23 protein-coding genes are annotated in these 25,641 nt (G+C 55.3%); 8 read left to right on the forward strand and 15 right to left on the reverse strand.

Features of this window, described 5'->3' with window-relative positions:
- Nucleotides 1–49: 49 nt before the first annotated feature.
- Nucleotides 50–1,219 carry an MFS transporter gene (locus FVB43_RS05820; protein WP_167863579.1) on the forward strand — a complete coding sequence of 390 codons (1,170 nt, stop codon included), beginning with the start codon at nucleotides 50–52 and terminating at the stop codon, nucleotides 1,217–1,219.
- An 88-nt stretch (nucleotides 1,220–1,307) separates the two neighbouring features.
- On the opposite strand, the gene FVB43_RS05825 is transcribed toward FVB43_RS05820, so the two are convergent.
- From FVB43_RS05825 to FVB43_RS05860, 8 genes are all read right to left on the reverse strand, one after another.
- Nucleotides 1,308–1,835, reverse strand: a complete 528-nt coding sequence (locus FVB43_RS05825) for a CbrC family protein (protein WP_133841343.1) — start codon at nucleotides 1,833–1,835, stop codon at nucleotides 1,308–1,310.
- Nucleotides 1,836–2,111: 276 nt separating this feature from the next.
- Nucleotides 2,112–2,714: a KpsF/GutQ family sugar-phosphate isomerase gene (locus FVB43_RS05830; RefSeq protein WP_167863580.1), complete on the reverse strand. Its 603-nt coding sequence runs from the start codon at nucleotides 2,712–2,714 to the stop codon at nucleotides 2,112–2,114.
- Nucleotides 2,714–4,348 carry an FGGY-family carbohydrate kinase gene (locus tag FVB43_RS05835; protein ID WP_133841345.1) on the reverse strand — a complete coding sequence of 545 codons (1,635 nt, stop codon included), beginning with the start codon at nucleotides 4,346–4,348 and terminating at the stop codon, nucleotides 2,714–2,716. Before FVB43_RS05835 ends, FVB43_RS05830 begins: the two co-directional genes overlap by 1 nt.
- Nucleotides 4,349–4,364: 16 nt before the next feature.
- Nucleotides 4,365–5,318 carry an ABC transporter permease gene (locus FVB43_RS05840; protein WP_133841346.1) on the reverse strand — a complete coding sequence of 318 codons (954 nt, stop codon included), beginning with the start codon at nucleotides 5,316–5,318 and terminating at the stop codon, nucleotides 4,365–4,367.
- A 1-nt stretch (nucleotide 5,319) separates the two neighbouring features.
- A complete protein-coding gene (locus FVB43_RS05845) occupies nucleotides 5,320–6,306 on the reverse strand; it encodes an ABC transporter permease (protein ID WP_133841347.1) in 987 nt (328 codons plus the stop codon).
- Nucleotides 6,299–7,798 (reverse strand): sugar ABC transporter ATP-binding protein, encoded by a 1,500-nt coding sequence (locus FVB43_RS05850; RefSeq protein ID WP_133841348.1) that lies wholly within the window; start codon nucleotides 7,796–7,798, stop codon nucleotides 6,299–6,301. The genes FVB43_RS05845 and FVB43_RS05850 overlap by 8 nt, the downstream gene beginning before the upstream one ends.
- 51 nt (nucleotides 7,799–7,849) lie before the next feature.
- Nucleotides 7,850–8,836: an autoinducer 2 ABC transporter substrate-binding protein gene (locus FVB43_RS05855; protein ID WP_133841349.1), complete on the reverse strand. Its 987-nt coding sequence runs from the start codon at nucleotides 8,834–8,836 to the stop codon at nucleotides 7,850–7,852.
- A 457-nt stretch (nucleotides 8,837–9,293) separates the two neighbouring features.
- A complete protein-coding gene (locus tag FVB43_RS05860; RefSeq protein WP_167863581.1) occupies nucleotides 9,294–9,980 on the reverse strand; it encodes a hypothetical protein in 687 nt (228 codons plus the stop codon).
- Between the two features lie 187 nt (nucleotides 9,981–10,167).
- Between FVB43_RS05860 and FVB43_RS05865 the strand changes: the two genes are divergently transcribed.
- Nucleotides 10,168–11,361: an MFS transporter gene (locus tag FVB43_RS05865; RefSeq protein WP_133841351.1), complete on the forward strand. Its 1,194-nt coding sequence runs from the start codon at nucleotides 10,168–10,170 to the stop codon at nucleotides 11,359–11,361.
- On the opposite strand, the gene pdxR is transcribed toward FVB43_RS05865, so the two are convergent.
- Nucleotides 11,342–12,772: a MocR-like pyridoxine biosynthesis transcription factor PdxR gene (pdxR, locus tag FVB43_RS05870; protein WP_167863582.1), complete on the reverse strand. Its 1,431-nt coding sequence runs from the start codon at nucleotides 12,770–12,772 to the stop codon at nucleotides 11,342–11,344. The genes FVB43_RS05865 and pdxR overlap by 20 nt on opposite strands.
- Before the next feature lie 89 nt (nucleotides 12,773–12,861).
- Here pdxR and FVB43_RS05875 point away from each other — a divergent pair, with 89 nt between their 5' ends.
- Nucleotides 12,862–13,314: a rhodanese-like domain-containing protein gene (locus tag FVB43_RS05875; RefSeq protein ID WP_133841353.1), complete on the forward strand. Its 453-nt coding sequence runs from the start codon at nucleotides 12,862–12,864 to the stop codon at nucleotides 13,312–13,314.
- 1 nt (nucleotide 13,315) lies between these two features.
- Here FVB43_RS05875 and flk read toward each other — a convergent pair whose 3' ends face one another.
- The 6 genes from flk to FVB43_RS05905 form a co-directional block, all read right to left on the reverse strand.
- Entirely contained in the window at nucleotides 13,316–14,365 is a 1,050-nt protein-coding gene (gene flk, locus FVB43_RS05880; protein ID WP_133841354.1) for a flagella biosynthesis regulator Flk, read from the reverse strand.
- Between the two features lie 143 nt (nucleotides 14,366–14,508).
- Nucleotides 14,509–15,543, reverse strand: a complete 1,035-nt coding sequence (locus FVB43_RS05885) for a fimbrial protein (protein ID WP_167863583.1) — start codon at nucleotides 15,541–15,543, stop codon at nucleotides 14,509–14,511.
- A 15-nt stretch (nucleotides 15,544–15,558) separates the two neighbouring features.
- The gene (locus tag FVB43_RS05890; protein ID WP_167863584.1) at nucleotides 15,559–18,090 is read right to left on the reverse strand and encodes a fimbria/pilus outer membrane usher protein; all 2,532 of its coding nucleotides are present in this window, start codon (nucleotides 18,088–18,090) and stop codon (nucleotides 15,559–15,561) included.
- 50 nt (nucleotides 18,091–18,140) lie between these two features.
- Nucleotides 18,141–18,893, reverse strand: coding sequence for a fimbrial biogenesis chaperone (locus tag FVB43_RS05895; RefSeq protein ID WP_167863585.1), 753 nt, complete (start codon nucleotides 18,891–18,893; stop codon nucleotides 18,141–18,143).
- A 66-nt stretch (nucleotides 18,894–18,959) separates the two neighbouring features.
- Entirely contained in the window at nucleotides 18,960–19,487 is a 528-nt protein-coding gene (locus tag FVB43_RS05900; protein ID WP_133841358.1) for a fimbrial protein, read from the reverse strand.
- Between the two features lie 493 nt (nucleotides 19,488–19,980).
- Nucleotides 19,981–20,862: a DMT family transporter gene (locus FVB43_RS05905; RefSeq protein WP_133841359.1), complete on the reverse strand. Its 882-nt coding sequence runs from the start codon at nucleotides 20,860–20,862 to the stop codon at nucleotides 19,981–19,983.
- 99 nt (nucleotides 20,863–20,961) lie between these two features.
- Here FVB43_RS05905 and FVB43_RS05910 point away from each other — a divergent pair, with 99 nt between their 5' ends.
- The 5 genes from FVB43_RS05910 (at nucleotide 20,962) to FVB43_RS05930 (ending at nucleotide 25,613) form a co-directional block, all read left to right on the forward strand.
- On the forward strand, nucleotides 20,962–21,750 hold the full coding sequence (locus tag FVB43_RS05910) for an AraC family transcriptional regulator (protein WP_167863586.1): 789 nt from the start codon (nucleotides 20,962–20,964) through the stop codon (nucleotides 21,748–21,750).
- Nucleotides 21,751–21,852: 102 nt separating this feature from the next.
- Nucleotides 21,853–22,980 carry a 4-phosphoerythronate dehydrogenase PdxB gene (pdxB, locus tag FVB43_RS05915; protein ID WP_133841361.1) on the forward strand — a complete coding sequence of 376 codons (1,128 nt, stop codon included), beginning with the start codon at nucleotides 21,853–21,855 and terminating at the stop codon, nucleotides 22,978–22,980.
- Between the two features lie 114 nt (nucleotides 22,981–23,094).
- A complete protein-coding gene (locus tag FVB43_RS05920; RefSeq protein WP_133841362.1) occupies nucleotides 23,095–24,105 on the forward strand; it encodes an aspartate-semialdehyde dehydrogenase in 1,011 nt (336 codons plus the stop codon).
- Nucleotides 24,105–24,920: a tRNA pseudouridine(38-40) synthase TruA gene (gene truA / locus FVB43_RS05925; protein ID WP_167863587.1), complete on the forward strand. Its 816-nt coding sequence runs from the start codon at nucleotides 24,105–24,107 to the stop codon at nucleotides 24,918–24,920. The genes FVB43_RS05920 and truA overlap by 1 nt, the downstream gene beginning before the upstream one ends.
- 30 nt (nucleotides 24,921–24,950) lie before the next feature.
- Entirely contained in the window at nucleotides 24,951–25,613 is a 663-nt protein-coding gene (locus FVB43_RS05930) for a DedA family protein (protein ID WP_133841364.1), read from the forward strand.
- Nucleotides 25,614–25,641 lie beyond the last annotated feature (28 nt).

Consider the following 25,641-nt stretch of genomic DNA (forward strand, 5'->3'; position numbering starts at 1 on the left):
ATCGTCAGAGCAGAAAGTCATATTGGATGCTTTCTATAAGGACGTAATCATGCCTGTGGTTATTTATGTTTTGGCGATGTGTGTTTTTTCAATGACCACCTCCGAGTTTATGGTTGTCGGTATGATGCCATCGTTAGCGGTCTCGTTGGGCGTTTCCGTCTCTTCTGTCGGTTATCTCGTTTCCGCTTTTGCCGGAGGCGTTGTGGTCGGCGGGCCGATATTAGCTGTTCTTTTATTTAAAACGTCAAATAAACACGCATTACTTACCCTGGCTTCACTGTTTTGTCTCAGCCAGGCGATCGGTGCTGTGGCCATGAATTATAATGTGATGCTATTTTCCCGCATTCTTTCCGGCGTGGTACATTCTGCTTTCTTCGGAGTTGCTTTATCCGTCTGTGCATCTTTGGCTGGCCCGGAGCGTATAGGTCGGGCATCCGCGATTGTCATGGGGGGATTAATGGTTGCCTCCGTTATCGGATTACCCGCGGCCACCTGGCTTGATCAATATACGTCGTGGCGTATGAGTTTCTGGATTATTTCCGGATTGATGCTGTTGGGCATCATTGCATGCGCGACTCTGGTTCCTAAACAACCTGTTAAAAGCAGCGCCAGTTTGAAACAGGAAATAGCGGCATTAGGTAAGGGAGAACTGTGGGCTGCCTGTATCACCAGTGGTTTAGTGGTTGGTGCTGTTTTCGCCATGTTCACTTATCTTTTTCCCATTCTTACTCAGGTCACCGGTTTCTCTCCGACGACCATCCCGGTGCTTCTGGCGATGTACGGCGCTGCGACGGTGGTCGGTATCATGATAGTAGGGCGAATAGCGGACAGATATACCATGCGTATCCTGTTCTGCGGGCAAGTTATTCTTATTACGCTGCTGGTGACTTTTGCCCTGAATACGGAGTCCATGGTGATCAGCACTCTGGCCCTGTTGTTGACAGGTCTGGTGGGATTACCGATGAATCCGGCACTGGCGACACGGGTTATGCGACTGGCGAAAAACAGTTCTTTAGTCAATACGATATATATTGCTGTCAGTAATGTGGGGATTGTCGTGGGGTCATGGGTAGGGGGGCTGGCGATTGCTGAGGGATATGGACTTCGTTCACCTCTTTGGATCGGGGGGATACTGGCAGCCTTCGGGTTGTTAAGTATTCTCCCTTTCCTGACCCGACACAGTGCCAGAGCAATGCGAGAGAAAACATTAATGCAGTGAGTGATACCGCATCGGGTTGACCTTTCTCATCCCCTCTCGTCGGGAGGCAACGGTGATGCCATCACATTGCCTCCCGCAGAAACACCTGTCAGGAAAAATCCCAGTTAAACATCACCAATTCGCAATGGCGGCAGACAAACTTATAAACGCCCTGATCGCCACCCGGTTTGTAATCGGCCATAAACTGCGACCAGCTCTCCTCATCCATTTCGTAATCGCTCATCCACTTTTGACGGGTTTCTGCACTGGCGTCGGCAACATCTTTCGCACTGGCATCGCCGTGATAAACGCAGGCATCGTTACAGTGGGTCGCCCAGCTCTGGTCCTGCCATGAACTGTAACCCGGCGTGCGTTCGCAAACTTCCGCCGCGATGGCATCATCAAGTGCTTCATCATAAAGATCGTTGAAGCTGCATGCGTACTTAGCGGCTGCGCTGCCATCATGGATGCACCACGGGCACAGGGTGATATCGCTGTCACCGACCCTGTAAATGGTGCCGTTATAGTGGCGATCAGTGTCTTTACCACAGCAGTTGCAGGTGGCGGCTTGTTGAATAAAGACATCGCGAGCGAAGTCAGCGCTGAGGTAGGTAAACTGCGGTAACGGCCTGTTCATTAGGGAGCGTCCATAAAGGTTTTAACGGATAATATCGCATCGTTATCCGTCAGAAAACCTTATCATTAAACCTGTAGAGTAAATTCATAGGATTACATCACCGACAGTATGAACCTTGATGATCTTGTGGCAGAAGATTTGATGAATGATTTCTTTGAGACATTCTATATTGAAACGTATTGCTCCGATGTTCCTTGTTTATGAGCCTGCTGAAACTGGCTCCAGACCTGAAGCTGAACGATTAGCGACTAAAAATGTGTGGAGATCCCTCAGGGGTCACTCCTCCCTCAACATCTTCCCCACATTCCCCCCCGGATGCAGGGTCAGCAACGTCTCCTTGCTGTAGCCACTCTGCGACATCAGTACCGCAATCATCGCGTCAAATACCGCCAGCACGCTGATAATCGACGTGGTGGCCAGCATATTCAGCGGGTCGATCTCCTGCGATTTTGGCATCAGCAGCAGCCGATCGGCGGCCTGAGCGATGGCCGAGTGTGCGTTCTCCGTGACGCTAATCAGCGTGCAGCCTTTAGCACGCACCGTTGGCAGCAGCCGCGTGAGTTCATCGGAGTTACCGCCGCGTGACAGCATAATCAGCACATCGTCGTGGCGCAGAAAACCGATATCGCCGTGGGCGGCATCGGCAGCGCTGAGCCAGATGGCGGGATGCTCAACGCAGGCCAGCATATGGGCGATTTTACGCGCCGCAATGCCGGAGGTGCCGATGCCGGTGACGGCAATCTTGCCGCGACAGGCGGCGAGGGCATTCAGCACCGCCAGCCACTGCTGACGGTCAAGCTGTGTTTCCAGTGCGGCCAGCGCCTGGCGGTAGGTATTCCAGCCTGTGGTGGCCTGTTGCCAGCTCTGTTCCGGCGTCATTATTCCTCCTGCATCATCTGCTGGTATTTCATATGGTCGTGATACAGCTCGCGGAACACCCGATATTTACGGTCGTAATAGCGTTTGATCTCGTTGGTCTGTGGCGTCACGGTTTTACCAATACGGCTCATGGCGTTCATCGCTTCCGGCAGCGTGTCGTAAACGCCTGCGGCCACGGTGCCCATCATGGCACTGCCCAGCAGCATCGATTCGCTCTCCTCCGCCAGCAGCATGGTGCAGCCGGAAGCGTTGGCGTGCTCCTGCACAAAGATCGGGTTTTTGGTGCCGCCGCCGCTGGCCATAATCGTGTCGATGCTGTAGCCCGTCTGGTTCATGGTTTCAATTATATGCCGGGTGCCAAGCGCGATGGCCTGAATCGTTGCCAGATAGTGCAGCGCCATATCTTCCGGGGTGCGCGACAGTGTCAGTCCGGTCAGTATCCCGGTCAGATTAGGGTTGGCACGCGGCGAACGGTTGCCGTGGAAGTAGGGCAGCATATGGATATCCCGCGTCAGAAACGCGATTTTATCCGCTTCCCCCGCCATCTTACGCAGCAGATCGTTCAGCACCTCGTAAATAGTTTTTCCCTGACTTTTGCCCTGCTCATGCAGGGCGGCATAGCAGGGGTGCGACTGGATCACATGATCAATCAGGGCACCGGTGGCGGACTGGCCGCCTTCATTCAGCCAGAAGTCAGGCAGCACCGCCTTGTAATAGGGGCCCCAGACGCCCTTAATAAAACGCGGCTCGCGGGAGATGGCCATATGCCCGGTGGAGGTGCCGCCGATCAGCGCAATGCGGCGGTCAAAGTCGGCCAGCTCGCCGGATGGCCCGGCGGCACCCAGCGTGCCCAGGCTTCCGGCGTGGGCATCAATTATCGAGGCACTGACCGGGGTGCCGGGCAGCAGGCCCAGTTCACTGGCCGCACGCTGTGTCAGACCACGTCCCAGGGGTTCGCCCATGCTTTTGACCTCGCTGCCGATCTTCGCCGCGTCATGCTCCAGCAGATCTTCCAGACCCACTTGTTTAAAGTAGCTGGCATCCCAGCCGTCCTGATGGGCCAGCCAGGTCCATTTACACACCAGCGAACAGACCGAGCGGGTGACGTCACCCGTTGCGCGCCACGTCAGGAAGTCCGGCAGATCGAACAGGTGACCCACATTCTGCCAGCTGGCTGGCATATGCTGCTTCAGCCACAGCAGTTTTGGCGTCTGCATTTCCGGCGAGATCACCCCACCCACGTAGTCCAGCACCGGGTGCTTCAATGCATTGATGCGTTCCGCCTGCACAATGGCGCGGTGGTCCATCCACACAATAATATTCTGCTCGCTGCGCCCGGAAGGGCTGACCGTCAGCGGCTGCCCCTCTTTATCCAGCACCACCAGTGAACAGGTGGCATCAAACCCCAGACCTTTTATCTGCACCGGGTTAATGTTGGTCTGATTAATCGCATCGCGTACCGCCCGGCACACCGCCTGCCAGATATTGTCGGAAGACTGCTCAACAAAATTGGCCTGTGGGCGAAACATCGCGATCTCACGGCTCGCCTGTCCCATCATGCGCCCGGTAATATCAAAAATGCCTGCGCGTGCGCTGCCGGTTCCCACATCCACACCAATGTAATAGCTCGCCATTTTTTATCCTTAGTCCTCAGGTTCTGCGATGTTGCAACGCAATAAACAGGATCAGTACACCACCCCAAAGGGCCATAGTGAGGTAGCTGCTCACTCCCAGCAGATTCAGTCCACTTTCCAGCATCTGCAGCACAATCAGCGCCATCACCAGGCCGGGAATACGCCCAAAACCGCCGTCAGGATTAATGCCGCCCAGCACCGAGGCGAGGATGGTCACCAGCAGCCAGGATTCGCCATAGCCAGCTTTGGCCGAGTTGAACATCGACATCATCAACAGCGCGGCCCCCCAGCTCATCAGCGCCGAAAGGACATACACCACAATGGTGACGCGGGTGGTGTTCACCCCGCTAAAGCGCGTGGCCTTCTCGTTGCTGCCCAGCAGCAATATGGTGCGGCCCAGCGTGGTGCGCTCCAGCAGCAGCCACATCAGCGCCGCCACGGCCAGGAACAGCAACAGTGCCAGCGGGATCCCGGCGATATTGCCGTTACCCAGCATCTGGATCACTGGTGGGAAGCCGGAGATCACCGCACCGTTGGAGAGCAGAATATTCAGCCCGGCAATCAGCGTCATGGTGCCCAGCGTGGCCAGAATCGGCGAGACGCCAATGACCGCAATCAGTACGCCGTTGACCACGCCAATCACCACGGCCAGCCCCAGCCCGGCCAGCAGTGCGAGGAAAACCCACTGCGGTTGGTCAGGATGCGCGACAATCAGTGCGGCCATCAGCAGTGAGCAGGCGTTGGCGCTGGCGATAATCGACAGATTAATGCCACCCGTCAGCATAGTGATGCCCATACCCAGCGCCAGCAGGCCGAGCACTGGCAACTGGCTCGCTATCGACTGGAAGTTACCGAGGCTAAAAAAGCGCCCCCCCAGCGTCAGAGAAAACAGCACCAGCACGGCCACCAGCATCAGCACCTGCAGCCGGATAATGCGGTCACCTGGCAGTTTATTCAGTAATGTTTGCATCTCAGTTCCCCTTTGCCCGCTGGTGTTTTTCGTTCCATGCCGTGGCGCTCACGCTGACCAGAATAATGATGCCGCTAAACACCATATGCCAGTAGGACGAGACCGCCAGCAGCGTCAGGCCGTTTTGCAGGAAGGCCAGCAGCAGTACGCCCAGCAGCGTGCCGGTTAATGTTCCGCGTCCACCGCTCATGCTGGCACCGCCCAGGACCACGGCAGCAAGGACCGTCAGCTCAAAGCCCACCAGTGAGTTGGGTGCAACAGACTGCGTTGTCTGCGCCTGTACCACTGCGGCCACACCGGCCAGCACACCCATGTAGCCGTAGACCGCCAGATGCAAGCCTCTGAGGTTGATGCCAAGGCGTGAAGCGGACTCGCGGTTGCCGCCCATGGCGTAAATCTGGCGTCCAATGCGGGTGAAGTTCATCATTACCCCGGTCAGCACAAACACCGCCAGAAGACTGAGCAGCGGCAGCGTCAGACCATATTCGTAGCCGTCGGTCGCGGTGAAGGAAAACCAGTTAATGCCCTCCATAAACCAGTCCGGGAAGCCGTACAGCCAGGTGCCGTTGGTGGCCCAGACCAGCAGTCCATAAAACACATTCAGCGTGGCAATGGTGATAATGATCGCCGGAACCCGCAGCAGGTAAACCAATAAACCATTGAACATCCCCAGCACCAGACCGCAGCCGATGGCAATGGCAAAGACGCTAAACAGGTTCCCGCCATGCGTCAGCATGGTGCTGGCCATCACATACTGAGCAATGGCGGTCATCGCCGGGAATGAGATATCAATGCCGCCGGCAATCAGCACCACAAACAGGCCGCAGGCCAGAATGCCGAGGATGGCATAGCTGGTGGCCACATCGGTCAGGTTACCGAGGGTAAGAAACTCACTGGTGCGCACGCTCAGGCCCAGCGCCAGCAGCACAATCAGCATGCCCAGCCAGAATTCGTGTAGGCTGATAAGGTGACGCAGTTTGTTATTCATTGACCACTCCGGCTATCTCCTCTTCACGGCACAGATGGGGGGCGAAACTCGCCACCAGCTCGCCTTTACGCATCACCAGCACGCGGTGGCTGTTGTAATACGCTTCCGGGACCTCATCGCAGATCATCAGCACTGCCATACCGGACTCTGCCAGTTCGCGGGCGATGCGATAGATCCCCTCTTTGTTGGCGATATCGACGCCGACGGTCGGGGAGTCGAGGATCAACACTTTTGGCCGGGTCGCGACCCATTTACCAATCGCCACACGCTGAGCGTTACCGCCGGACAGCGTCTGAACGGCCAGCTGGCTGTCAGAGACTTTAATATTCAGTTCACGGATCAGTTTTGATGCCCGCTGGCGGGCTTCATGCCGATCCAGCAGTCCCAGGCGGTTGCGCAGCTGGGAGAAAATCGGCAACAGCAGGTTGTCGAAAATCGACTGCGTCATGATCAGCCCTTCCGTCTGCCGATCTTCCGAGACGTAAGCAATACCGTGGCGGATGGCATCGCGGTTACTGCGCAGTGCCACCGGCTGACCGTCGATAATCATCTCGCCGCTGTCGGGCCGCGTAATACCAAACAGCGACAGGCAAAGCTCGGTACGTCCGGCGCCCAGCAGGCCGACAATCGAGGTGATCTCACCGCCTCTGAGTTGCAGATTGATCTGCTGGTACTGATTGCGGCGCGAGAGGTTACGCACTTCCAGCAACGGCGTTTCGTTGAGGTCAGCACGTTCCGGCAGAGGGCTGAAGCTGAAGCGCTGCCCGGTCATCTGCCATGCCAGCTCATCGCTATCCAGTTTGCTGGCAGGCCAGGTGCCCACCAGCTTGCCGTCGCGGATCACGCTGATGCGATCGGACACTTCCATCACTTCATCCAGCTTGTGGCTGACGAACACCACGCAGATCCCGGCGGCTTTCAGTTCATTCACCACACGCAGCAGCCCGTTCACTTCATGGCGCGTGAGCGATGCGGTTGGCTCGTCCATGATCACCAGGCTGGCGTCTGCCGCCAGTGCCCGGCAGATAGCGACCAGCTGGCGGTCAGCAATCGACAGTTTTTCAACCTTGCGCGCCGGGTCGAGCTGCACGCCGATACGTGCCATGGTTTCCTGCGCCAGCTGGCGCATGGCCCGGCGGTTTACCCAGAAGTGACCGCCTGGCAGATAGCGATGCGCGGCAATGTTTTCCATCACCGACAGATTGGGGAACAGCGACAGATCCTGATAGATCACCTGGATGCCATAGTAAGCCGAAAGGGCAGGCGTCAGATGGTTGAGCCGCTTTCCGTCAATGCTGATATGTGAACCTTTATCGGGCTGATACACCCCGGAGATCACTTTGATCAGCGTGCTTTTACCGCAGCCGTTTTGTCCGGCCAGGCAATGCACTTCACCCCGGTTCAGCGTCAGTGTCACATCATCCAGTGCGCGGACGCCGGGAAAGGATTTACTGATGTTTTCCAGTGAGATAAACGGTGTTTGCGTGGACATAATTCAGTACCCTGGAGTGGATAAAGGGCCAGTCAGGCTGGCCCAAAACAATCAGAAGCCGAGGGATTTCGCGTTATCTTTGGTCACTTCCAGAATGCGGTTAAAACGGATCACATGGTGTTCCATATCCACATCGGCTTTACCCAGGCCGTCAATGGTCAGATCCGGCGTAACCTGTTTGCCATCCAGCAGCTGATCGGCAAGGCTCACCAGAGCGAACCCGGCATCTTTTGGATCCCACAACAGGGCTTTCTTGATATCACCCGTTGCCAGGTATGGTGCAGCCTGAGCGGGCATCGCGATACCGACGACGGCGATTTTATTTTTCGCACGTTTGCTTTTCACCGCCTGTCCGGCACCGATAGGGCCAAGCGATCCGAAACCGATAATGCCTTTCAGATCAGGGTAGGTGCGCATCAGATCGAGCGTTGTGGCGTAAGATTTATCGATGCTCTCAGCCACCGGCAGGCGTGAAGTGACTTCATGCATCTCAGGGTATTTTTCTTTCTGATACTTGATGGCGGCATCCGCCCAGGCGTTATGCAGGGGCACGGTCAGCGAACCAACATAGATGGCATAACCGCCTTTGCCGCCCATATTGCTGGCCAGCTCGTCCATATTCTTTTCGGCGTATTTAACACTGTCGATGGTTTCAATATCCCACTGGCCAATAGGCTGGTCAGGGGATTCATGCGTCAGCACCACGATGCCCTGATCGCGGGCTTTTTTCAGCACCGGCTCCAGCACTTTAGCGTCGTTCGGCACCACGATAATCGCATCCACTTTCTTGGCAATCAGGTCTTCAATCACTTTCACCTGCTGCGCCGGGTCGGCAGTGGAACCGCCCACCTGATAAGCATTTACATCGAGTTTTTTCGCGGCTTCATCTACGCCAACGGCCATCCGGGTGAACCAGGGGATCCCGGTCACTTTTGCCACCAGGGCGATATCGTGTTTTTCTGCGGCCAGCAGCGGAGTCGCGAACAACATACAGGCAGAGACAACACATGCATTGAGTAACGAGAGGTTAAATTTCATAGCAGTACCTTGTTATCTGATTCGTTGTTTTTGTCAGGTAAGAGGTGGCATTGACCACCGGATCAAGATAGCAAGAAGATTTTGGCGAAGAGTTGAGCGAGATGAAGAAGTGTGATCGGTAACTTTATATGTAAAATTACGAGCATTATTGTGTTAATTATTTGTTTGTTTTGCTGTGGTTGTTGGATTTTTACCACGATAAAGTGTTGTGTATTTGTTAGTTTAATTTTTATTTAACAAATAAATAACATTATGAGTGGTTCATACGACAAAAAGCACAGGGTATGGCGGTCAGATGCTGTTTTCTGCCTGGAAGAATTCACCGAATGCGAGCGATCTCGCGAATTTGCCATCCGGCCGCCTTGCTTTAGCCTGAAAGATGAGGAAGGTGGTGACGTAATTTCCTTACACAGAGGAAAAATAAGGTCAATGAGCCGCCCGCAGGCGGCCCTGAACACTATTTTGTTGTGCTCTTGCGGTAAACACTGTCGAAGCGCACGTTCATCCCGCCGCAGTTGCTGTTATCGCGCACCACCAGATTGCCATTAATCAACAGCATTTCACCGCCGCACTCGTAGTTCTGTGAATCCGGTTTGCCGAACGTCAGACGGTTGCCGTCTACCGTGGCATCATCATCGATTTCACCGATATGCACCACTTGTTCACCGTAGCTGTTGATGCCGCCGTGCCAGTTCGCCGTACCGCTGACGTGCAGTTTTTCGCCGCTGCGTGAAAGCGTGATGGCATCGGACCCTTCCACCGGAAGCCACAGGCCCAGCCAGTCTTCAGGCTTTACCGCGCGTGTCGGGAGCGTGGTCAGGCTGGCCGTGGGGATCCAACTGGTAAAGTCGCGCTTCTTCGCGAAGTACCAGACGCAGCTCCAGCCGGGTTTGGTCTGCGCCACCAGCACCTGATTACCAGGGACCAGATAGGCTTTACGCGCGCAGCTTGCCCCTTTTTCCGGGCAGCCGTTATCATCATCATAGAAATGGACGTTACCTGCATCTGCGCTGATCTCTGCCTGGTGATACTCTCCCTGATAGCTGGGGAAATAGCCGTTACGGCAGGTATCTTCTTCCGCGGCAAAGGCATGGACGCTGGTCAGCAGTGTGGTCAGTGTTAAAGCGAATATCCCTGTTTTCAATGTCTTGTTCCCGCATCGTCAATATTGCCCTGATAATAACTGACTGCGGGCTTCCTCACGAACTTCCTGATGTGATATTGACGATTTGAAATTTTTTAGCCAATCTATGGTGCTTTGAAAATAAAATTTCACACAAGCCAACTGAGCGGCACAGGCTGTGCTGTAGGTTTTCCAGGAGAAGTTCGCCATGTCCAGTTGCAGTGATGAGAGCCCGAAAGCGGGCACCCATGCTCTTGCACGTATTTCCTTCGCGGTATTTCTCACCTATCTGACGGCAGGCCTCGCGCTGCCGGTGATCCCGCTCTATGTTCACCAGGAGTTGGGGTTGAACAATGTGATGGTGGGGATTGCCGTCGGCATTCAGTTTTTTGCCACGCTGCTGACCCGCGGTTATGCCGGACGGCTGGCCGATCAGCGCGGGGCAAAGCGCTCAACGATGCAGGGCATGATGGCGCTGGCCCTGGTCGGTGTGGCCTATCTGCTGGCGGCGTTGCTGCCGCTGCCGATCATGGGGAAATTTGCCCTGCTGGTGGCGGGCAGGCTGTTGCTGGGCTTTGGCGAAAGTCAGTTACTGACCGGGAATCTGACCTGGGGAATGGGGCTGGTCGGGCCGAAACGCGGTGGCCAGGTGATGTCGTGGAACGGCATGGCGATTTATGGATCGCTGGCCGCCGGGGCGCCACTGGGCTTGTGGTTACACAGTCAGTGGGGATTTATGGCGCTGGGCGTGGCAACGATCCTGCTGCCGCTGGTGGCGCTATTGTTCAATACCGGCGTACGCCCTGTACCGATCCACGGCGGCGAGCGTCCCTCGCTGTGGAAGGTGGTGGGGCAGATTACTCAGCCGGGCCTGGCGCTGGCGTTACAGGGCACCGGGTTTGCGGTGATCGGCACCTTTACCTCGCTCTACTTTGCCGATCAGCAATGGGGCAATGCCGGGTTTGCGCTGACCGCGTTTGGGCTGGCATTTGTGCTGGTGCGCGTACTGTTCGGCGGGCTGCCGGACCGGCTCGGAGGCACGCGCGTGGCGCTGATCTCGCTGGGGGTGGAAGCCTGCGGGCTGCTGCTGCTTGGGTTGGCGCCGAATGGCTGGGTGGCGCTGGCGGGAGCGGCGTTGACCGGCTGCGGCTGTTCGCTGGTGTTCCCGGCGCTGGGCGTTGAGGTGCTGAAGCGGGTAGCCCCGCAGGTGCGTGGCACGGCGCTTGGCGGCTTCTCGGCGTTTCAGGATATCGCTTATGGGGCCAGCGGCCCGCTTACTGGCATCCTGGCGACCTCGCTGGGCTACGGTTCGGTGTTTGTCGCCGGATCGATCTGTGCGCTGGCGGGGATTGCCGTGACCTTCAGCTTCTCGCGCAGTGCCGTCAGTAGCTCAGACGGCTGAGTTTTAATACCGCCTGCACAATCTCTGCGGGTTGTAGTGCTGAAAATCCCAGCAGCCAGCCTTCCCGTGCAGGTTGCTGCTGATACAACGGTGACAGACGCGGTAACAGCAGCCCGCTCTGCACTGCCTGCTGCGTCAGTCGTTGTTCACCGCCGGATGTCAGGTGCACCGTCAACTGTAAGCCGCCCTGCTGGGGAAACAGTGTGAGTCGATCCGCCAGCTTCTCGTTTAATTCCTCGATCAGCCGTTGACGGCGGCTGGCATAGAGCTGGCGCATCAGGCGCAGGTGGGCAGCGAAATGACCGTGCTGGATAAAATCCGCCGTCACCGCCTGCATCAACTGGGCGCTGTGGCCATCCATCACGCTGCGCAGCCGCCGCAGCGGCTCAATCAGCGCATCGGGCACCACCAGATACGCCAGTCGCAGCGAGGGAAACAGCACTTTGGAAAAAGTGCCGAGATACAGCACCCTTGCGCGATCCTCCAGCCCCTGCAATGCCGGTAGCGGGCGTCCGTCATAATGAAATTCACTGTCATAGTCATCTTCAATCAGCCAGCGTTGGTGGCGACGTGCCCACGCCAGCCACGCCAGCCGCCGCTGCCCGCTCATCGTCACGCCGGTCGGATACTGGTGGGCAGGTGTCAGGTAGACCAGCCGTGGGGCTGGCCCGTCGGGCGGGATAGCTCCCTGTTCGTCGGTGGCGATGCTGGTGAGCTGCGCCCCGGCATAGCGAAAAGCATGCCAGGCACCAGGGTAACCGGGATCTTCCATTGCAACCGGATCGCCGGCATCGCACAGCAGCAGGGCGATCATTTGCAGCGCCTGCTGAGAGCTGGTGAGGATCATCACTTGGTCGGCCGAACAGCGCACGCCGCGCGACTGCCCCAGGTAATGCGCCACCGCCTGGCGCAGATCGGACAGACCAAGCGGATCGCCATATTGCATCAGGGAAGTGCTCTCTGAGCGCAGGCGCTGCTGGGTCAGGCGCCGCCACAGCACCTGTGGGAAAGCGCGCAAGTCCGGCGAACCGGCGGCAAAAGCACGGGGAAACAGTGGATCGTCACAGCCGCCTCCCGCCACCATTTTCCCCCCGCGTGCTGAGAGTTGTGGCGCCGCAGAAGCGGGGCGGTGGCGGTTTTGCGATACGGTGGGGCTGATGGCAACAAACGTGCCGCGCCCGCTTTTACGTGAGAGATATCCCTCGCTTTCCAGCTGGCTGTAAGCGGCCTCAACGGTAACGCGAGACAGTGAGAGATCGCTGGCGAGCAGGCGGGAAGAGGGCAGGCGAGACCCTGCGGGTAACGTTGCGCTGGCAATCGCCTCCCGTAACATGGCACACACTTTTTCCCGCAGGGTGGACCCATTCTGGCGGGAAAAAAGAGCGGCAAAGGGAGCGGGAGTGGGGTTCATTGTGGTCTTATCATTGTCTCAGAATGGGTCTTATGATTAAGACCCATCCATTCTATGATGGCAACATTAATAATGAACGGGAGTGCATCATGAGTTCGTTTTCAGCGGTTTTACAATTTCCTCCGGCGGCACCTGAGCAGAGTGAGGCGCTGCTGCGCCAGAAGCTGGCACTCTATGCTGATGCCTGGGATGTGGCGCAGGATCTGGCACACGGCGTGCCGGAGATTGTGGTGATTGATACGCGCTCAGAGCAGCAGTATCACGCCGGGCATATCTGCGGTGCCGTCAGCTTCCCTCATCGTTTCATGAATGCCGATACGCTGGCGGAATGGGACCGTGAGAAAGTGTATATCACTTACTGTGACGGCATTGGCTGTAACGGATCAACAAAAGGCGCATGGAAGCTGGCGGCGGCGGGCTTCAGGGTGAAGGAGTTGATTGGTGGGCTGGATTTCTGGCGGCGCGATAACCATCCGGTAACGGAAGGCGATCGGCCGGGCAGTTGGCCTGAAATGACAACACTGCCCGACTGCGGTTGCTAAGTTAAAGCAGTATCCAGAGTACCAGCACCACAACAAACAGGATGGCAAAAGCGGCAAACACCGGACGATTAGCCAGGGGTTGCAGCACAGGTGGAAGTGCACCCCACAATGGCACGGTGATCGGGCGTGGGTTGAGTTCGTTGTCGGCCAACTGCTGTTCTTGCAGGCGCTCTGCACGGCGGCTGAACAGTTGGTTCAGCAGATCCTGCGTCTGGGTTGGCGTCAGCAGCGTTTGCGGTGCGGCGTTAAAGCGCTGCTGGCTGTAATCCTCCAGCATCCGCTGTTCACCGGCATCCGGCGGCTGTTTTAGCGTGGCGGTCAGCTGTATCAGCGTAGGGGCAGTATGCTGGCTCAGGGTCTGGCTGGCCTGCAAATACTGGTTCATCAGCGGGAAGAAACGCGATGGGATCGGGTCGCCGCTGTGCAGGTTCACCACTTTCAGCAGCGAGGTCCACAGCTTGGCCGGCTGTTCCCCGGTCGCGGCGGCAAGACGTGAGATCTGCTGATTCAGCGTCTGATGCTCTGCCGGAAGCAGAGAGCGGTCGGTAACACGGTTTTGCTGTGGCTGGGGAATGGCCATCTGACCATTTTGCAACATCGTCAGCACCTGATGAAGCTGGTCAGGATTCAACGAGCTGAGCACGGTATGACCAAACTGCTGACGAATGAAATCGCTGACCGCCTGGCGGTTATTGCCGGTCGGTAACAGGTCTGTCAGTTGTTGCAGAAGCTGACGTGTGGCGTGGGTGTTTTGTACCTGCGACAGACGGGTATTAAGAAACTGTTCCGCAGGCGGAAAATGGCGTGCCTGAAGACCTGCATCGTTTTTAACCCCCACTTCATGACGTAACCCGGCCCAAAGCTCGGCAGATTTCAGCGAACTGAGCGACATAATCTTGACGATCAGGCGCTCCAGCGTGGTGCGCTGCGCGGGTGTCAGAGGCTGTTCGCCCGTTCCCGTACTGGTGCCCGGGCGTGTTGCGCCGGTTCGGGCATCGATCGTCGGGCGATCGCCGGGTAACGGCGCACCGGGGCCGCTTATAGGTTGCATGGCGAAGTCCTTCAGTCAGAGTCAACGTCCGGGGGGCGCCGGAACAGAATGGTCATCCACTATGATAACAATCCCGTCCGGTGATAGGTAGAGGAACGGGGAACAATCCCGATGCTTTCCCCCTTTTTTTTCATGGTGGCGGGTTAAAGGTAGTTGAGGGTCCAGGTCAGGGTGCTATTAGCCTTACCGGGGGTGATGCGTTCCGCCGTCTGGTAATAGCGTGCCAGGAAGGAGACGGTGAGGGTGCGATCGGCCAGCGGATAGCGGGCGATTTGCCAGCGCTGGCCGATATTCACCGGCGTGCCGTTGTCAGTATGTAAGATTTGCAGTGCTACCCCAGTGGCGCTGTTCGCCTCATCACTGAGGGCAATCAAACTGGGATTGACCGTACCGGTGGGGGCCGTGCCATCAAGTTGCATTAGCACAGTGAAGTTACCGGACACATCCGTGTCGCAGAGAAAATGAAGTGAGAAAGGTTTACCTGCATTTGTCGATCCGATGCCGGATCCCAGCCCCTGTTCGCGCCGTGTTCTGACCTGACCTAGTGGGACATTAAATGAGGCAAGTCCCTGAATCTGGCAGCTCTGGGCGATAAACGTCAGGCCGGTAGTGGCATCCAGCATCATAAACTTTGCATTTTTTATTCCGGTTTCCGATCCCACCTCGAAAAGGGCAATACGTGAAGGGATCGGGGTGACCTGCTCCGGGCGTTCAGGTGTCTTTGCCGTTTTGACGATATCAACGGTGACATTGAGAGAAAAGTGCTGCCAGGTACGGGACGGCAGGTTGGCGGCAGCATTATGGTTATCAATCATGATCCCGGAACTGACAACGCTGTATTCGCTGCCACGGTTGCCGTTAACCGTGGTGAACAGGGTTAAGCCATTGCCCAGTGTTTGCATGCTGGTGCGGCGAATCAAAAAAGCCATTTCGGCTTCCTGCTGAAGAGGATCGCTGATGCTGCACCAGACATCGAGGGTGTAACTTTGGTTGAAAACCGTCTTGCCAATTGGCAGGGAGGAGGAGAGTTTGATGTTGTTGCTGCCGTTGAACAGTACCAGCGGGAAAGCCTTATTGGTGGCGGCAGCACATTTAAGCGACCCGGCCTGAGCATTCAGGCTGAAAAATGACAGCGCGACAAGGGTGGTTGATATCAATAAAATCAGACGGTTATTCATTTTATACGCTCATCATCAATGGGCAGAAAGGGGTAAGCAGGGTTGACTAAAACGCTCAAAACCGTTTTGCAGAGTGGCGTGAGGGCTAAGCTGCAGCGATAGCGAACACAGGCTGGTATCGCCTGATTTAATTTGCAGGTGTGAGCGCCCTGGGGGCAGGCGAACGTAAATCAGATCGCCCTGCGCGACCAGCCCAAGGTGATTACCCTGTTCATCCTGCACGACTGCGCCAAAGGGCAGGCTCTTTCCATCGGGCAGCGTTGAATGAATCAATACAGCTCGCCCGCGTGACGTGGCAAAATTGACTTTGACCAGCGCACCGGTATGAGGCGCGGTCTGCTGACGGGTACTTTTCAGTTCAATATCGGTGGGCAGCCCTTGTGGATCGAGCGTGATTTCATTCAGTCGATAGGGACGCAGATAAGGCACCAGCGCGCGTCCCTGTGGGTTCAGCGTCAGCCCGGAATGGCCTTCGACCCTGGCGCCGTAGGCGTTAGGTGCATCGACCAGTGCCATGGTTTCACTGTACCAGGGGCTGGTCACCACGCCATCAGGTAATGCCACTAACGCACCACTCAGCCCACCGGACCATGACTGGCTGTGCCTGCCTTGTTCCACACTTCCCTGAACGGAGGTGTAACGCGTGTGCCAGTTCGCCGCCAGATTCGCGCTGGCGCGTTGCTGGCTGTCATGACGCAGACCCAGGGCGTAATCAAACTGCTGTTCGGCACCCAATGTGCTGTTGATACTCGCCTGGCTGGACATTCCTTCCGCATCGTGGCTCACATTCATATTCAAATAGGTATGGCGCGCACTGCCACCCAGTGGGACTGACAGACCCAGCGTGTATTGCGTCTCTTCGCCATCACGTCCATTGACCCGGTTAACGGAAAGGGACCAGCTCAGGGAACCAAAAGTATTACTGTAACCAGCCTGTAGTTGATTGTTAGTGCTCCGGCTCCCCCAGTAACTCTGCCGAATAGCGGTCAGATAAAGCTGTCCCCATTTGCCGGGAAATCCTTGTGCCAGACTGGCGGATAAGCGGCTGCGAGGGGACAGGAATGCAGAGTTATACGAACCGGGAGAAGGGTGCCGGGCATAATCAATGGCAGACATGGCATCATTCAGACCGAGATAGCCTGGAGAGGAAAATCGCCATGCGCTCAATGACATCGTGCTGCTGCTGGCATTGAACCCTTTACTGTAGGTGGCGCGATAGCTCTGCCCTGAAAGATGACGATCCTGAGTGTCGGTCTGTGCCTGTGTGACATCCAGTGCCAGCGCACCCCATGAGCTGCCTATGGCCCCGCCCAGCAGGAAAGCATGGTAATCACGTGTCGTTAATACGCCGCCGTAGCCCGTCAGCAGATTATTGATGCCCCGTTGTAACGTGAGCTGTGCGACGGCGTCCTGCTTTGACAGGTTCATGTTACGCAAGGTGCCTGCAGTCAGGCTGTACTTTGTTAGCCCGGGGCGAACCAGCTGTGGAACCGCAGCATAGGGCACCATAAATTGGCTCTCACGGCCATCGGACTCGCGAATGGTCACGGTCAGATCGCCGCCGTACCCGGTGGGATAAAGGTCATCAATGCTGAAGGGGCCGGGAGAGACGGTGGTTTCGTACAGCAGCACGTTATTTTGCCGCACGCTGATACGCGCATTGGTTTCGGCCACACCCCGGATCATCGGGGCATAGCCACGCCTGGAATCTGGCAGCATATTATCGTCGCTGTAGAGCAAGACGCCGCGTAGAGAAAAACTGTCAAACAGATGACCACTGGTATCCGTATCGCCGATGATAATGCGCGATCTCAGCGCACTAATGCCATGTTCCATGTAATTACGCAAACTCTGATAGTGGGTTCCGCTGTTATTCTGCCAGTTCATTGAGCCACGGTGGCGAAACATAAATCCCCATAAATTCAGGCCAATATTGTCTCCGTTGTAGAATGAGCGATATGCGTTATCATCCTGTTTTGATTGATAATAATTCGCGTTGTACCCGAGGATTAGCGCGTTGACGCCGCCATCCCACTGCGCGGGGTCAACTTCATTTTGGGCGCGCTGCATCAGCAGTACCTGAGGGACAGTAACGATCATCTGCAATGTGGAAACATCAATGTAACCCTGGCCACTGGGAACCCAGTAATCCATACTGCGGCAGTGGTCGGCATCATCCAGCTCTGCCATTTTTTTGCTATCAATCTCTCCGGGTTTAAGGGGGAGCAAATTGATCAGCGAGCGGGTAGTACAAATAACCGACTCTTCATGGTTTTTTTTGACCTGCAGACGTGTATAGCCAACATATTTATTATTCAGCATCACCCCGACATCATAAGCGCCGGGAGGAAGAGCATGGCGGTGGTTGAACTGGGTGACATCGATTTTTTTATCCGATGGGTGGCGTAACAGGTTGATATCAAAGCTGGCATATCCCTCAGCAGGGGCAGCGAAGGCACTCCGCTGGATATCCCATCCCATCACTCCTGCCAGCAATACGCCAGATACTGAATAACAGAAAAAATGAATGCGCCTTGTCCTGGGCATCTTAGCTCTCCCTGTGAGATCTCATCTCATTCGTGACTCTTTTATCTGGCTTACTGTGTATTTTTGACCGTAGTGATACTGCCGTAGTCATTAATGACTTCATAACGTAGGGCGGCATTTTCAATTTTTTCTGGAAGCGCAGTAAACCTGAACTCAGCGGAGCTTTTTGGCGCAATCATTTCGCCATTCAGGCTTTTGATCTCCTTACGACGCGTTTCAATTTTTACATTGGAGACATTAATAAAGTACGCAGAGGGGTTATTTACCCGTAACACCGTACCTGGCGCGGAAGTGGAGCGTTGCCACTGTAAATCGTGGAATGCCTGATTCGCGCCATTGGCATTCAGGGCGGGCGGTCGGAAGAAAATTTTCAGGCGACTGCGGATCGCCATTTGCAATATATCGGCGTTGATGGCGGTTGCACTTTTTGGCGGAATATCCAAAATATTTAACCAAAAGATAGATTCTTTATCCTGAGGCAACGCTGTGCCTGTCCAGGTGATCCTCAGCGTTTGCCCGCTGTTCGGTTCAATACGGACAATCGGCGGTGTGAGGACAAAAGGAACGGATATTTTGTCTAAAGCAGCATTTTCATCACCATTGTCAATCCAGGACTGAACCAGCGCAGGCTTATCACTATCATTACTCAAATGAATATTCACTTCATTTTTTTGTTGTGGATAGATAACACGTGTTCCATTAATAATAACATTGGCGTTAGCCTGCTGAGAAAGGAGTGAGGCAACAAGATAAAAAGGCAGGCATTTCCAGGCTGACAGGGACATATTGCTTACAACAGACATGATGGTGGCTCGGCTTGTCAGTAAACATAAAAGTGCAAGAATTGCTTCTTGCACTGGGAGAAAAAATTAGAAATAGCTTAACGAGTAATTAACGACTGTACTGACATCACCAGCTTCCACTTTATCCGTAGCGTAATAACGTGCGAAATAATTGAGAGTCGCTAAATCGTCGACTATTTTGAATGAAGGGCCGCTGGCCTGTGATCCATCGCCTAACTTGATCGGCTTACGGTTGTTGTCCATTAGCTGGACCTGAACATTCGCCGCAGAGCCTTTATTTTTCAGGTTACCTGTCATGCTGTCTGTTTCAGTGCTGTCAAAGAGAGCACGAACATTTTCTGTTGGGTTCTGGCAGTTGGTTAACGTCAGGATCACAGGCTGTTCATTAGCAACTTCACCTGCTTTGGCAAGTGCGGAGGCCGAAATAGGTTCAAATACGATGGTCGTGCTGCTGTTACGGCCATTGACGCTAACGTTGCACGTCGTATTTGATATATCTCCTGTGAACGTGATCGTGCCGTTTGCCGCCATGACTGCCGGGACAGGGAGGGCCAGAGCAGCGATCATCGAGGTTGCCAGTAGTCTTTTTTTCATCTGTATATCCTTATTGAGTAACGTGGTTGATTCCTGAAGCACAAGGGTTATTACAGGGAAACCCTTGCTTGGGTATTCCCGTTAAAAAAAACGGGGGTGTTTAATTGCATGAAAAGCAACTAAATAAGGTTTTGGTGTGAAATGAAATGGATAAAAACCACCTGGCAGAATAGGGCTTTTTAAGCGATGTCACTGGTTTCAGATGATGTACTTTCGTTAGAATAAAAGCAGGCACATTGTTTACCTTGTTAATGATTCACGTCATTGTGTTTTTGTTTTTTTCATGTGAAGAAGAGTAGCTTGTAGTAGAAATTGGTAAATAGTAAATAAGCCAAAATAATATCAGGGTGTTTTAAATTTAATCTTAGGTGTGTTTTTTTAATGAAAATTAAGGAGGGGAGGTGGGGCGTATTTTATTATTAGAATGATCTTAGCAGCTGAAAGTGCAACTGCTAAGGAGAAGGGCGTGACAACATCGGCGGTTTGAGAGTGATTACTTTCTTCTGGTCATCAAGGGCTTGCGGAGATTTTGGGCGAGAACGACGCCAGCGAGTGTGATACCTCCACCGATAAAATGATAACTGTGCAGTGATTCATTCAGAAAGGTCACGGCAATAATTGCAGTAAAAATCGGAGCCAGATTCATGAAAATACTGGCCGTGCTGGCTCCCATACGCATTACGCCCTGTACCCAAAGGAAAGGTGCCACGATCGAAGCAGGGATGGCGGCAAACAAAATGAGCGGAATATTGTGCGTGTTAAGTGATACATCGGGTGCCCGCAGGAAGTTAGGTGTCAGTAGCAAGACGCCAAAAAAGATCTGCATCCACAGGCTTTGCCAGTTCGGCAAAGGAATTGCCCAGCGTTTGGTCAGTACGCCGTACAGCGCATAAGAGGCGGATGCGGCGAACATCATTATCTCACCTTTGCCTAATCCGTGTGATAACAGCTGCGCTGGATTACCTTCGCTGACCAGCCATACCAGCCCGGAAAAGGAGAGCAGGCTGCCCAGCAGTATGCCCTGCGTCGGGGCCAGTCGTATTATCACCACGCTGAACAACACGGTCAGTAAGGGGATCAGTGCATTAAGAATGCCCATAAACAGTGCGCTGACGCTGTGTGCAGCGTAATACGCCAGGCTTTGATACAGCACCATACCGAGCAGGCCAAGCACCAGCAGTTTCCACCATGATTGCTTGATCTGCTGGCGATTGCGCCAGACGCCAGGCAGGGCAAAAGGTGCCAGAATCAGCAGGGCCAGCAGCCAGCGATAGAAGGAGATCGCAGCAGGATCGATCGCTGCAGCCGACATTTTGCTGACAATCGCATTGATCGACCAGATCAGCACGGCCAGCAGGGGAAACAGAAAACTCATCAGTATGCTCTTAAGGTTAGCGTGAGAGCTTTAGTGTAAACTTGTCCTGTTTAATACAGATAACGATAATAAGACAAATGCACGCCGGAACCGGACAAGATGATCCAGCAACTGACGTACCAGGCTCCTAAGGATGCCGAACGGCTTCCCCTCTTTTTCCGCTATGAACTGGCCAATGCCCGTACAGAGTATCTGCCGCATCAGCATCCCTGGGGGCAGGTGATTTTTGTGAAATGTAATGTGCTGGAGATGCAAGTAGAGGGAGAGCGCCTGCTGACACCCCCCAATTTGCCGATCTGGGTACCGCCTGGCCATCAGCACGCCTGTTACAACCATAAAGCAGCCTATTTTCGCACGCTAAATATTGCAGCGGATGCATGCCAGGGGTTTCCCGAGCGTGCCTGCCTGCTGCGCGTCAGTCTGGTGGTGCATGCGATTATCGAAGAGTGCGCCGCGCGCGAGCTGCTGGTGCCACAGACGACGCAGGATCTTCGCCTCTGTGAAGTATTGATCGATCAGCTACGGGTAGCAGAGAGTCAGCAAAGCTATCTGCCTTCCACCCAGGATAAGACCCTCGCGCCGGTACTTCAGGCGCTGGAGCAGAATCCGGCCGATAACACCACGCTGGCTCAGTGGGCGCAGCGGGTCTACACCACCGAGCGCACACTCTCACGGCGCTGCCAGGCACTGCTGGGCATATCCTTCAGCGAGTGGCGGCAGCGTCTGCGGTTTTTGCATGCGGTTTCACTGCTGGAACGGGGAAAAAGTGTGCAGGATGTGGCGCTGGATTTAGGGTACAGCTCGGCTTCCGCGCTGATCGTGATGTTTCAGCAACAGTCTGGCACCACGCCAGAACGCTATCGGCATCAGCGCTCTGAAGCGAGGTAACCTGATACCCTCCTTTTTTGCCGTTACCCGCATATGCGGGTTATTCGCTTTCCTGCTTTATGGCAGAATAACGCCCCTCACTGAACCGACTGGAAACCGCTTGTGAAAATTCTCGTTGATGAAAATATGCCGTACGCCCGTGAACTGTTCAGCCGTACTGGCGACGTTGTGGCCGTGCCGGGCCGTCCGATCCCGCAGCAAGAGCTGGATGATGCCGACGGGTTGATGGTGCGCTCAGTGACCAAAGTGAATGCCGAACTGCTGAGCGGCAAGCCGGTGAAATTTGTCGGGACCGCCACCGCAGGCACCGATCATATCGACGAGAGCTGGCTTAACCAGCAGGGGATTGCGTTTTCAGCCGCACCCGGCTGTAACGCCATTGCGGTGGTGGAGTACGTCTTCTCCTCGCTGTTGTTACTGGCCGAACGTGACGGTTTCCAGTTAACCGACCGTACCGTCGGCATTGTGGGAGTGGGCAACGTTGGGGGGCGCCTGCAGGCGCGCCTTGAGGCGCTGGGCATTCGCACGCTGCTGTGCGATCCCCCACGTGCCGAACGCGGTGATGAAGGGGACTTCCAGCCACTGGCACAGCTGGTGGCGGAAGCCGACGTGCTGACCTTCCATACTCCGCTGTTTAAACAGGGCCCTTACCAGACGCTGCATATGGCTGATGAAGCCCTGTTGCTGGCGCTGAAACCGGGCACCATTCTGATCAACGCCTGCCGTGGCCCGGTGGTGGACAATGCCGCGTTGCTGAAGGTGCTGGAACAGCGTGATGACCTCAGCGTGGTACTGGACGTTTGGGAGCCAGAACCGGAGCTGTCGCTGCCGCTGCTGAATAAAGTGGATATCGCCACGGCGCATATCGCCGGTTACACCCTGGAAGGGAAAGCACGCGGTACCACCCAGGTTTTTGAAGCCTGGACACAGTTCATCGGCCAACCGCAGCAGGTGGCGCTGGATACGCTGCTGCCCGCACCGGAATTTGGCCGCATCACGCTGCGCGGTGAGCTGGATCAGGCAACGCTGAAACGTCTGGTGCATCTGGTGTATGATGTGCGCCGCGATGATGCGCCGCTGCGCCATGTGGCTGCGATCCCAGGTGAGTTTGATCGTCTGCGCAAGAATTATCAGGAGCGCCGCGAGTGGTCTTCGCTGCGGGTTGAGTGTGATAACGCCGACACCGCTGTGCTGCTGAATAAGCTGGGCTTTAACGCGGCCCACCTTTAAGTCTTTATTAAGTCAACCTGCGTAGGGTGAATCCCCTGCGTAGGTTTATTCCCAAAATTCGGGCGGTGAACTCACCGCCTTCTATTTTTGTGTCATTGTCTGGAGTAAACCAACATGTCCGACGGCTGGAATATCGCAATCTTAGGTGCGACAGGCGCAGTAGGGGGAGCTTTACTGGAATTGCTGGCGGAACGTCAGTTCCCTGTTGGTGAGCTGTATGCGCTATCAAGCGAACGTAGTGCGGGTGAAGTGCTGCGCTATGAAGGTAAATCGTTACACGTGTCCGATGCGGCAGAGTTTGACTGGACGCAGGTGCAACTGGCGTTTTTCGTTGCCGGGCGCGAAGCATCAGCACGTTACGCTGATGAAGCCGCTAACGGCGGTTGCCTGGTGATCGACAGCAGCGATCTGTTTGCACTTGAGCCGGATGTCCCGTTAGTGGTGCCGGATGTCAATCCACAGGTACTGGCCGATTACCGTAACCGCAATATTATCAGCGTGGCCGATGCATTAACCAGCCAGCTGCTGTGCGCCATCAAACCGCTGGTTGATCAGGCAGGTCTGGGGCGTTTGCAGGTAACGAATCTGCTGGCGGCATCCTCCCACGGCAAGGCGGCGGTGGATTCGCTGGCCGGTGAAAGTGCGCGGCTGCTGAACGGCCTTCCTGCGGAAGACGGCTATTTTGGTCGTCAGCTGGCGTTCAACGTGCTGCCGCTGATTGCCGATAAAGAGGGCAGTGTGCCGCAGGAACGTCGTCTGGTAGAGCAGGTGCGTAAAGTCCTGCAGGACGATGGGTTGCCGATTGCGGTCAGCACCATTCAGGCACCGGTATTCTACGGTAACGCGCAGATTGTCTACATTGAGAATCTGCGCCCGATCTCTGCAGAAGAAGCCCGTGACGCGCTGGGCCAGGTGGAAGATATCAACCTGACGGCAGAAGATGATTTCCCGACGCAGGTGGGCGATGCTTCCGGTAGTGCGCACCTCAGTATTGGTAGTGTGCGCAATGATTACGGTATTCCTGAACTGTTGCAGTTCTGGTCCGTGGCCGACAACGTGCGTTTTGGCGGGGCATTGATGGCCGTCAAAACCGCTGAGAAGCTGGTGCAGGAGTACTTCTACTAATGTCCGACATCGCCGTGCCACAGCCGACGTTAAAACTCGCGCTGGGCATTGAATATGATGGTAGCCGCTATTACGGATGGCAGCGGCAGCAGGAAGTCCGCAGCGTGCAGGAAAAGCTGGAGATTGCGCTGACAAAAGTCGCCAACCATCCGGTGGAGGTGGTCTGTGCAGGGCGAACCGATGCCGGAGTGCATGGTACGGGGCAGGTGGTGCATTTTGAGACCACCTCGCAGCGTAAAGATGCCGCCTGGACGCTGGGCGTGAACACCCATCTGCCGGCGGATATTGCCGTGCGTTGGGTGAAAGCGGTGCCGGATGATTTCCACGCCCGTTTCAGCGCCACGGCTCGCCGTTACCGTTATATGATTTATAACCAGCGGCTGCGGCCGGCGATCCTCGGGGGTGGCATCACGCATTTTTATCATCCGCTGGATGTGGAAAAAATGCAGCGTGCCGGGCAGTGCCTGCTGGGCGAGAATGACTTTACCTCGTTCCGTGCCGTGCAGTGCCAGTCACGTACGCCAATGCGTAATGTGATGCATCTGAACGTCAGCCGCCACGGCGCGTATGTGGTGGTCGATATTAAAGCCAATGCGTTTGTGCATCACATGGTGCGCAACATTGTTGGCAGTCTGATGGAAGTGGGTTGTGGAAATCAGCCTGAGAGTTGGATAGCAGAGTTGCTGGTGGCAAAAGACCGCAAGCTGGCAGCGGCGACAGGGCGGGCAGAGGGTCTGTATCTGGTCGCGGTCGACTATCCCGCCCGTTTTGAAATACCCCGTCCACCGATGGGACCACTGTTCCTCGGGGATTAACCCTGGCCTGGAGTATTAAAGGAAGCCTGTATGGAATTGATTCGTTTTGTTGTCGACTTCATTTTGCATATCGACGTCCACCTCGCGGAGCTGGTTGCCCAGTACGGTGTCTGGGTGTATGCCATTCTGTTTTTGATCCTGTTCTGTGAAACCGGTCTGGTGGTGACGCCATTCCTGCCAGGGGATTCCCTGCTGTTTGTTGCGGGGGCGCTGGCCGCACTGCCAGGCAATGACCTCAATGTGCATACGATGGTGGCACTGATGGTCGTCGCCGCGATACTGGGTGATGCGGTGAACTACACGATCGGGCGGCTGTTTGGCGATAAGCTGTTCAGTAATCCCAATTCAAAAGTCTTCCGTCGCAGCTATCTTGATAAAACCCATGCATTTTATGAGCGTCATGGCGGGAAAACCATTATTCTGGCGCGCTTCGTGCCGATCGTCCGTACTTTCGCCCCGTTTGTGGCGGGAATGGGCAAGATGTCCTATCGTCATTTTGCCCTGTACAACGTGGCGGGCGGACTGCTATGGGTGCTGCTGTTTACCTATGCGGGTTATCTGTTTGGTAATTTCCCGGTGGTGCAGGAAAACCTTAAGCTATTGATTGTGGCGATTATCCTGCTGTCCGTATTGCCAGGAGTGATTGAAGTGGTACGTCATCGCCGCGCAGCACGTCAGCAGAAACAGCAATAAAATAAATCCTCAGGATTGCGCCCTCTGA

The sequence above is a fragment of the Erwinia rhapontici genome, assembly GCF_012271765.1.
In the GTDB taxonomy this organism is placed as follows: Bacteria; Pseudomonadota; Gammaproteobacteria; order Enterobacterales; family Enterobacteriaceae; genus Erwinia; species Erwinia rhapontici.

Bases quoted from the DNA above. Each gene is read 5' to 3' on its own strand.
- FVB43_RS05865 (WP_133841351.1), top strand. From the start codon at position 10,168: ATGTCCAGTTGCAGTGATGAGAGCCCGAAAGCGGGCACCCATGCTCTT.
- FVB43_RS05820 (WP_167863579.1), top strand. From the start codon at position 50: ATGCCTGTGGTTATTTATGTTTTGGCGATGTGTGTTTTTTCAATGACC.
- FVB43_RS05910 (WP_167863586.1), top strand. From the start codon at position 20,962: ATGATCCAGCAACTGACGTACCAGGCTCCTAAGGATGCCGAACGGCTT.
- FVB43_RS05840 (WP_133841346.1), bottom strand. From the start codon at position 5,318: ATGCAAACATTACTGAATAAACTGCCAGGTGACCGCATTATCCGGCTG.
- FVB43_RS05850 (WP_133841348.1), bottom strand. From the start codon at position 7,798: ATGTCCACGCAAACACCGTTTATCTCACTGGAAAACATCAGTAAATCC.
- FVB43_RS05900 (WP_133841358.1), bottom strand. From the start codon at position 19,487: ATGAAAAAAAGACTACTGGCAACCTCGATGATCGCTGCTCTGGCCCTC.
- flk (WP_133841354.1), bottom strand. From the start codon at position 14,365: ATGCAACCTATAAGCGGCCCCGGTGCGCCGTTACCCGGCGATCGCCCG.
- FVB43_RS05885 (WP_167863583.1), bottom strand. From the start codon at position 15,543: ATGAATAACCGTCTGATTTTATTGATATCAACCACCCTTGTCGCGCTG.
- truA (WP_167863587.1), top strand. From the start codon at position 24,105: ATGTCCGACATCGCCGTGCCACAGCCGACGTTAAAACTCGCGCTGGGC.
- FVB43_RS05890 (WP_167863584.1), bottom strand. From the start codon at position 18,090: ATGCCCAGGACAAGGCGCATTCATTTTTTCTGTTATTCAGTATCTGGC.
- FVB43_RS05930 (WP_133841364.1), top strand. From the start codon at position 24,951: ATGGAATTGATTCGTTTTGTTGTCGACTTCATTTTGCATATCGACGTC.
- FVB43_RS05875 (WP_133841353.1), top strand. From the start codon at position 12,862: ATGAGTTCGTTTTCAGCGGTTTTACAATTTCCTCCGGCGGCACCTGAG.
- FVB43_RS05905 (WP_133841359.1), bottom strand. From the start codon at position 20,862: ATGAGTTTTCTGTTTCCCCTGCTGGCCGTGCTGATCTGGTCGATCAAT.
- FVB43_RS05895 (WP_167863585.1), bottom strand. From the start codon at position 18,893: ATGTCTGTTGTAAGCAATATGTCCCTGTCAGCCTGGAAATGCCTGCCT.
- FVB43_RS05835 (WP_133841345.1), bottom strand. From the start codon at position 4,348: ATGGCGAGCTATTACATTGGTGTGGATGTGGGAACCGGCAGCGCACGC.
- FVB43_RS05825 (WP_133841343.1), bottom strand. From the start codon at position 1,835: ATGAACAGGCCGTTACCGCAGTTTACCTACCTCAGCGCTGACTTCGCT.
- FVB43_RS05845 (WP_133841347.1), bottom strand. From the start codon at position 6,306: ATGAATAACAAACTGCGTCACCTTATCAGCCTACACGAATTCTGGCTG.
- pdxR (WP_167863582.1), bottom strand. From the start codon at position 12,772: ATGAACCCCACTCCCGCTCCCTTTGCCGCTCTTTTTTCCCGCCAGAAT.
- FVB43_RS05855 (WP_133841349.1), bottom strand. From the start codon at position 8,836: ATGAAATTTAACCTCTCGTTACTCAATGCATGTGTTGTCTCTGCCTGT.
- FVB43_RS05830 (WP_167863580.1), bottom strand. From the start codon at position 2,714: ATGACGCCGGAACAGAGCTGGCAACAGGCCACCACAGGCTGGAATACC.
- FVB43_RS05920 (WP_133841362.1), top strand. From the start codon at position 23,095: ATGTCCGACGGCTGGAATATCGCAATCTTAGGTGCGACAGGCGCAGTA.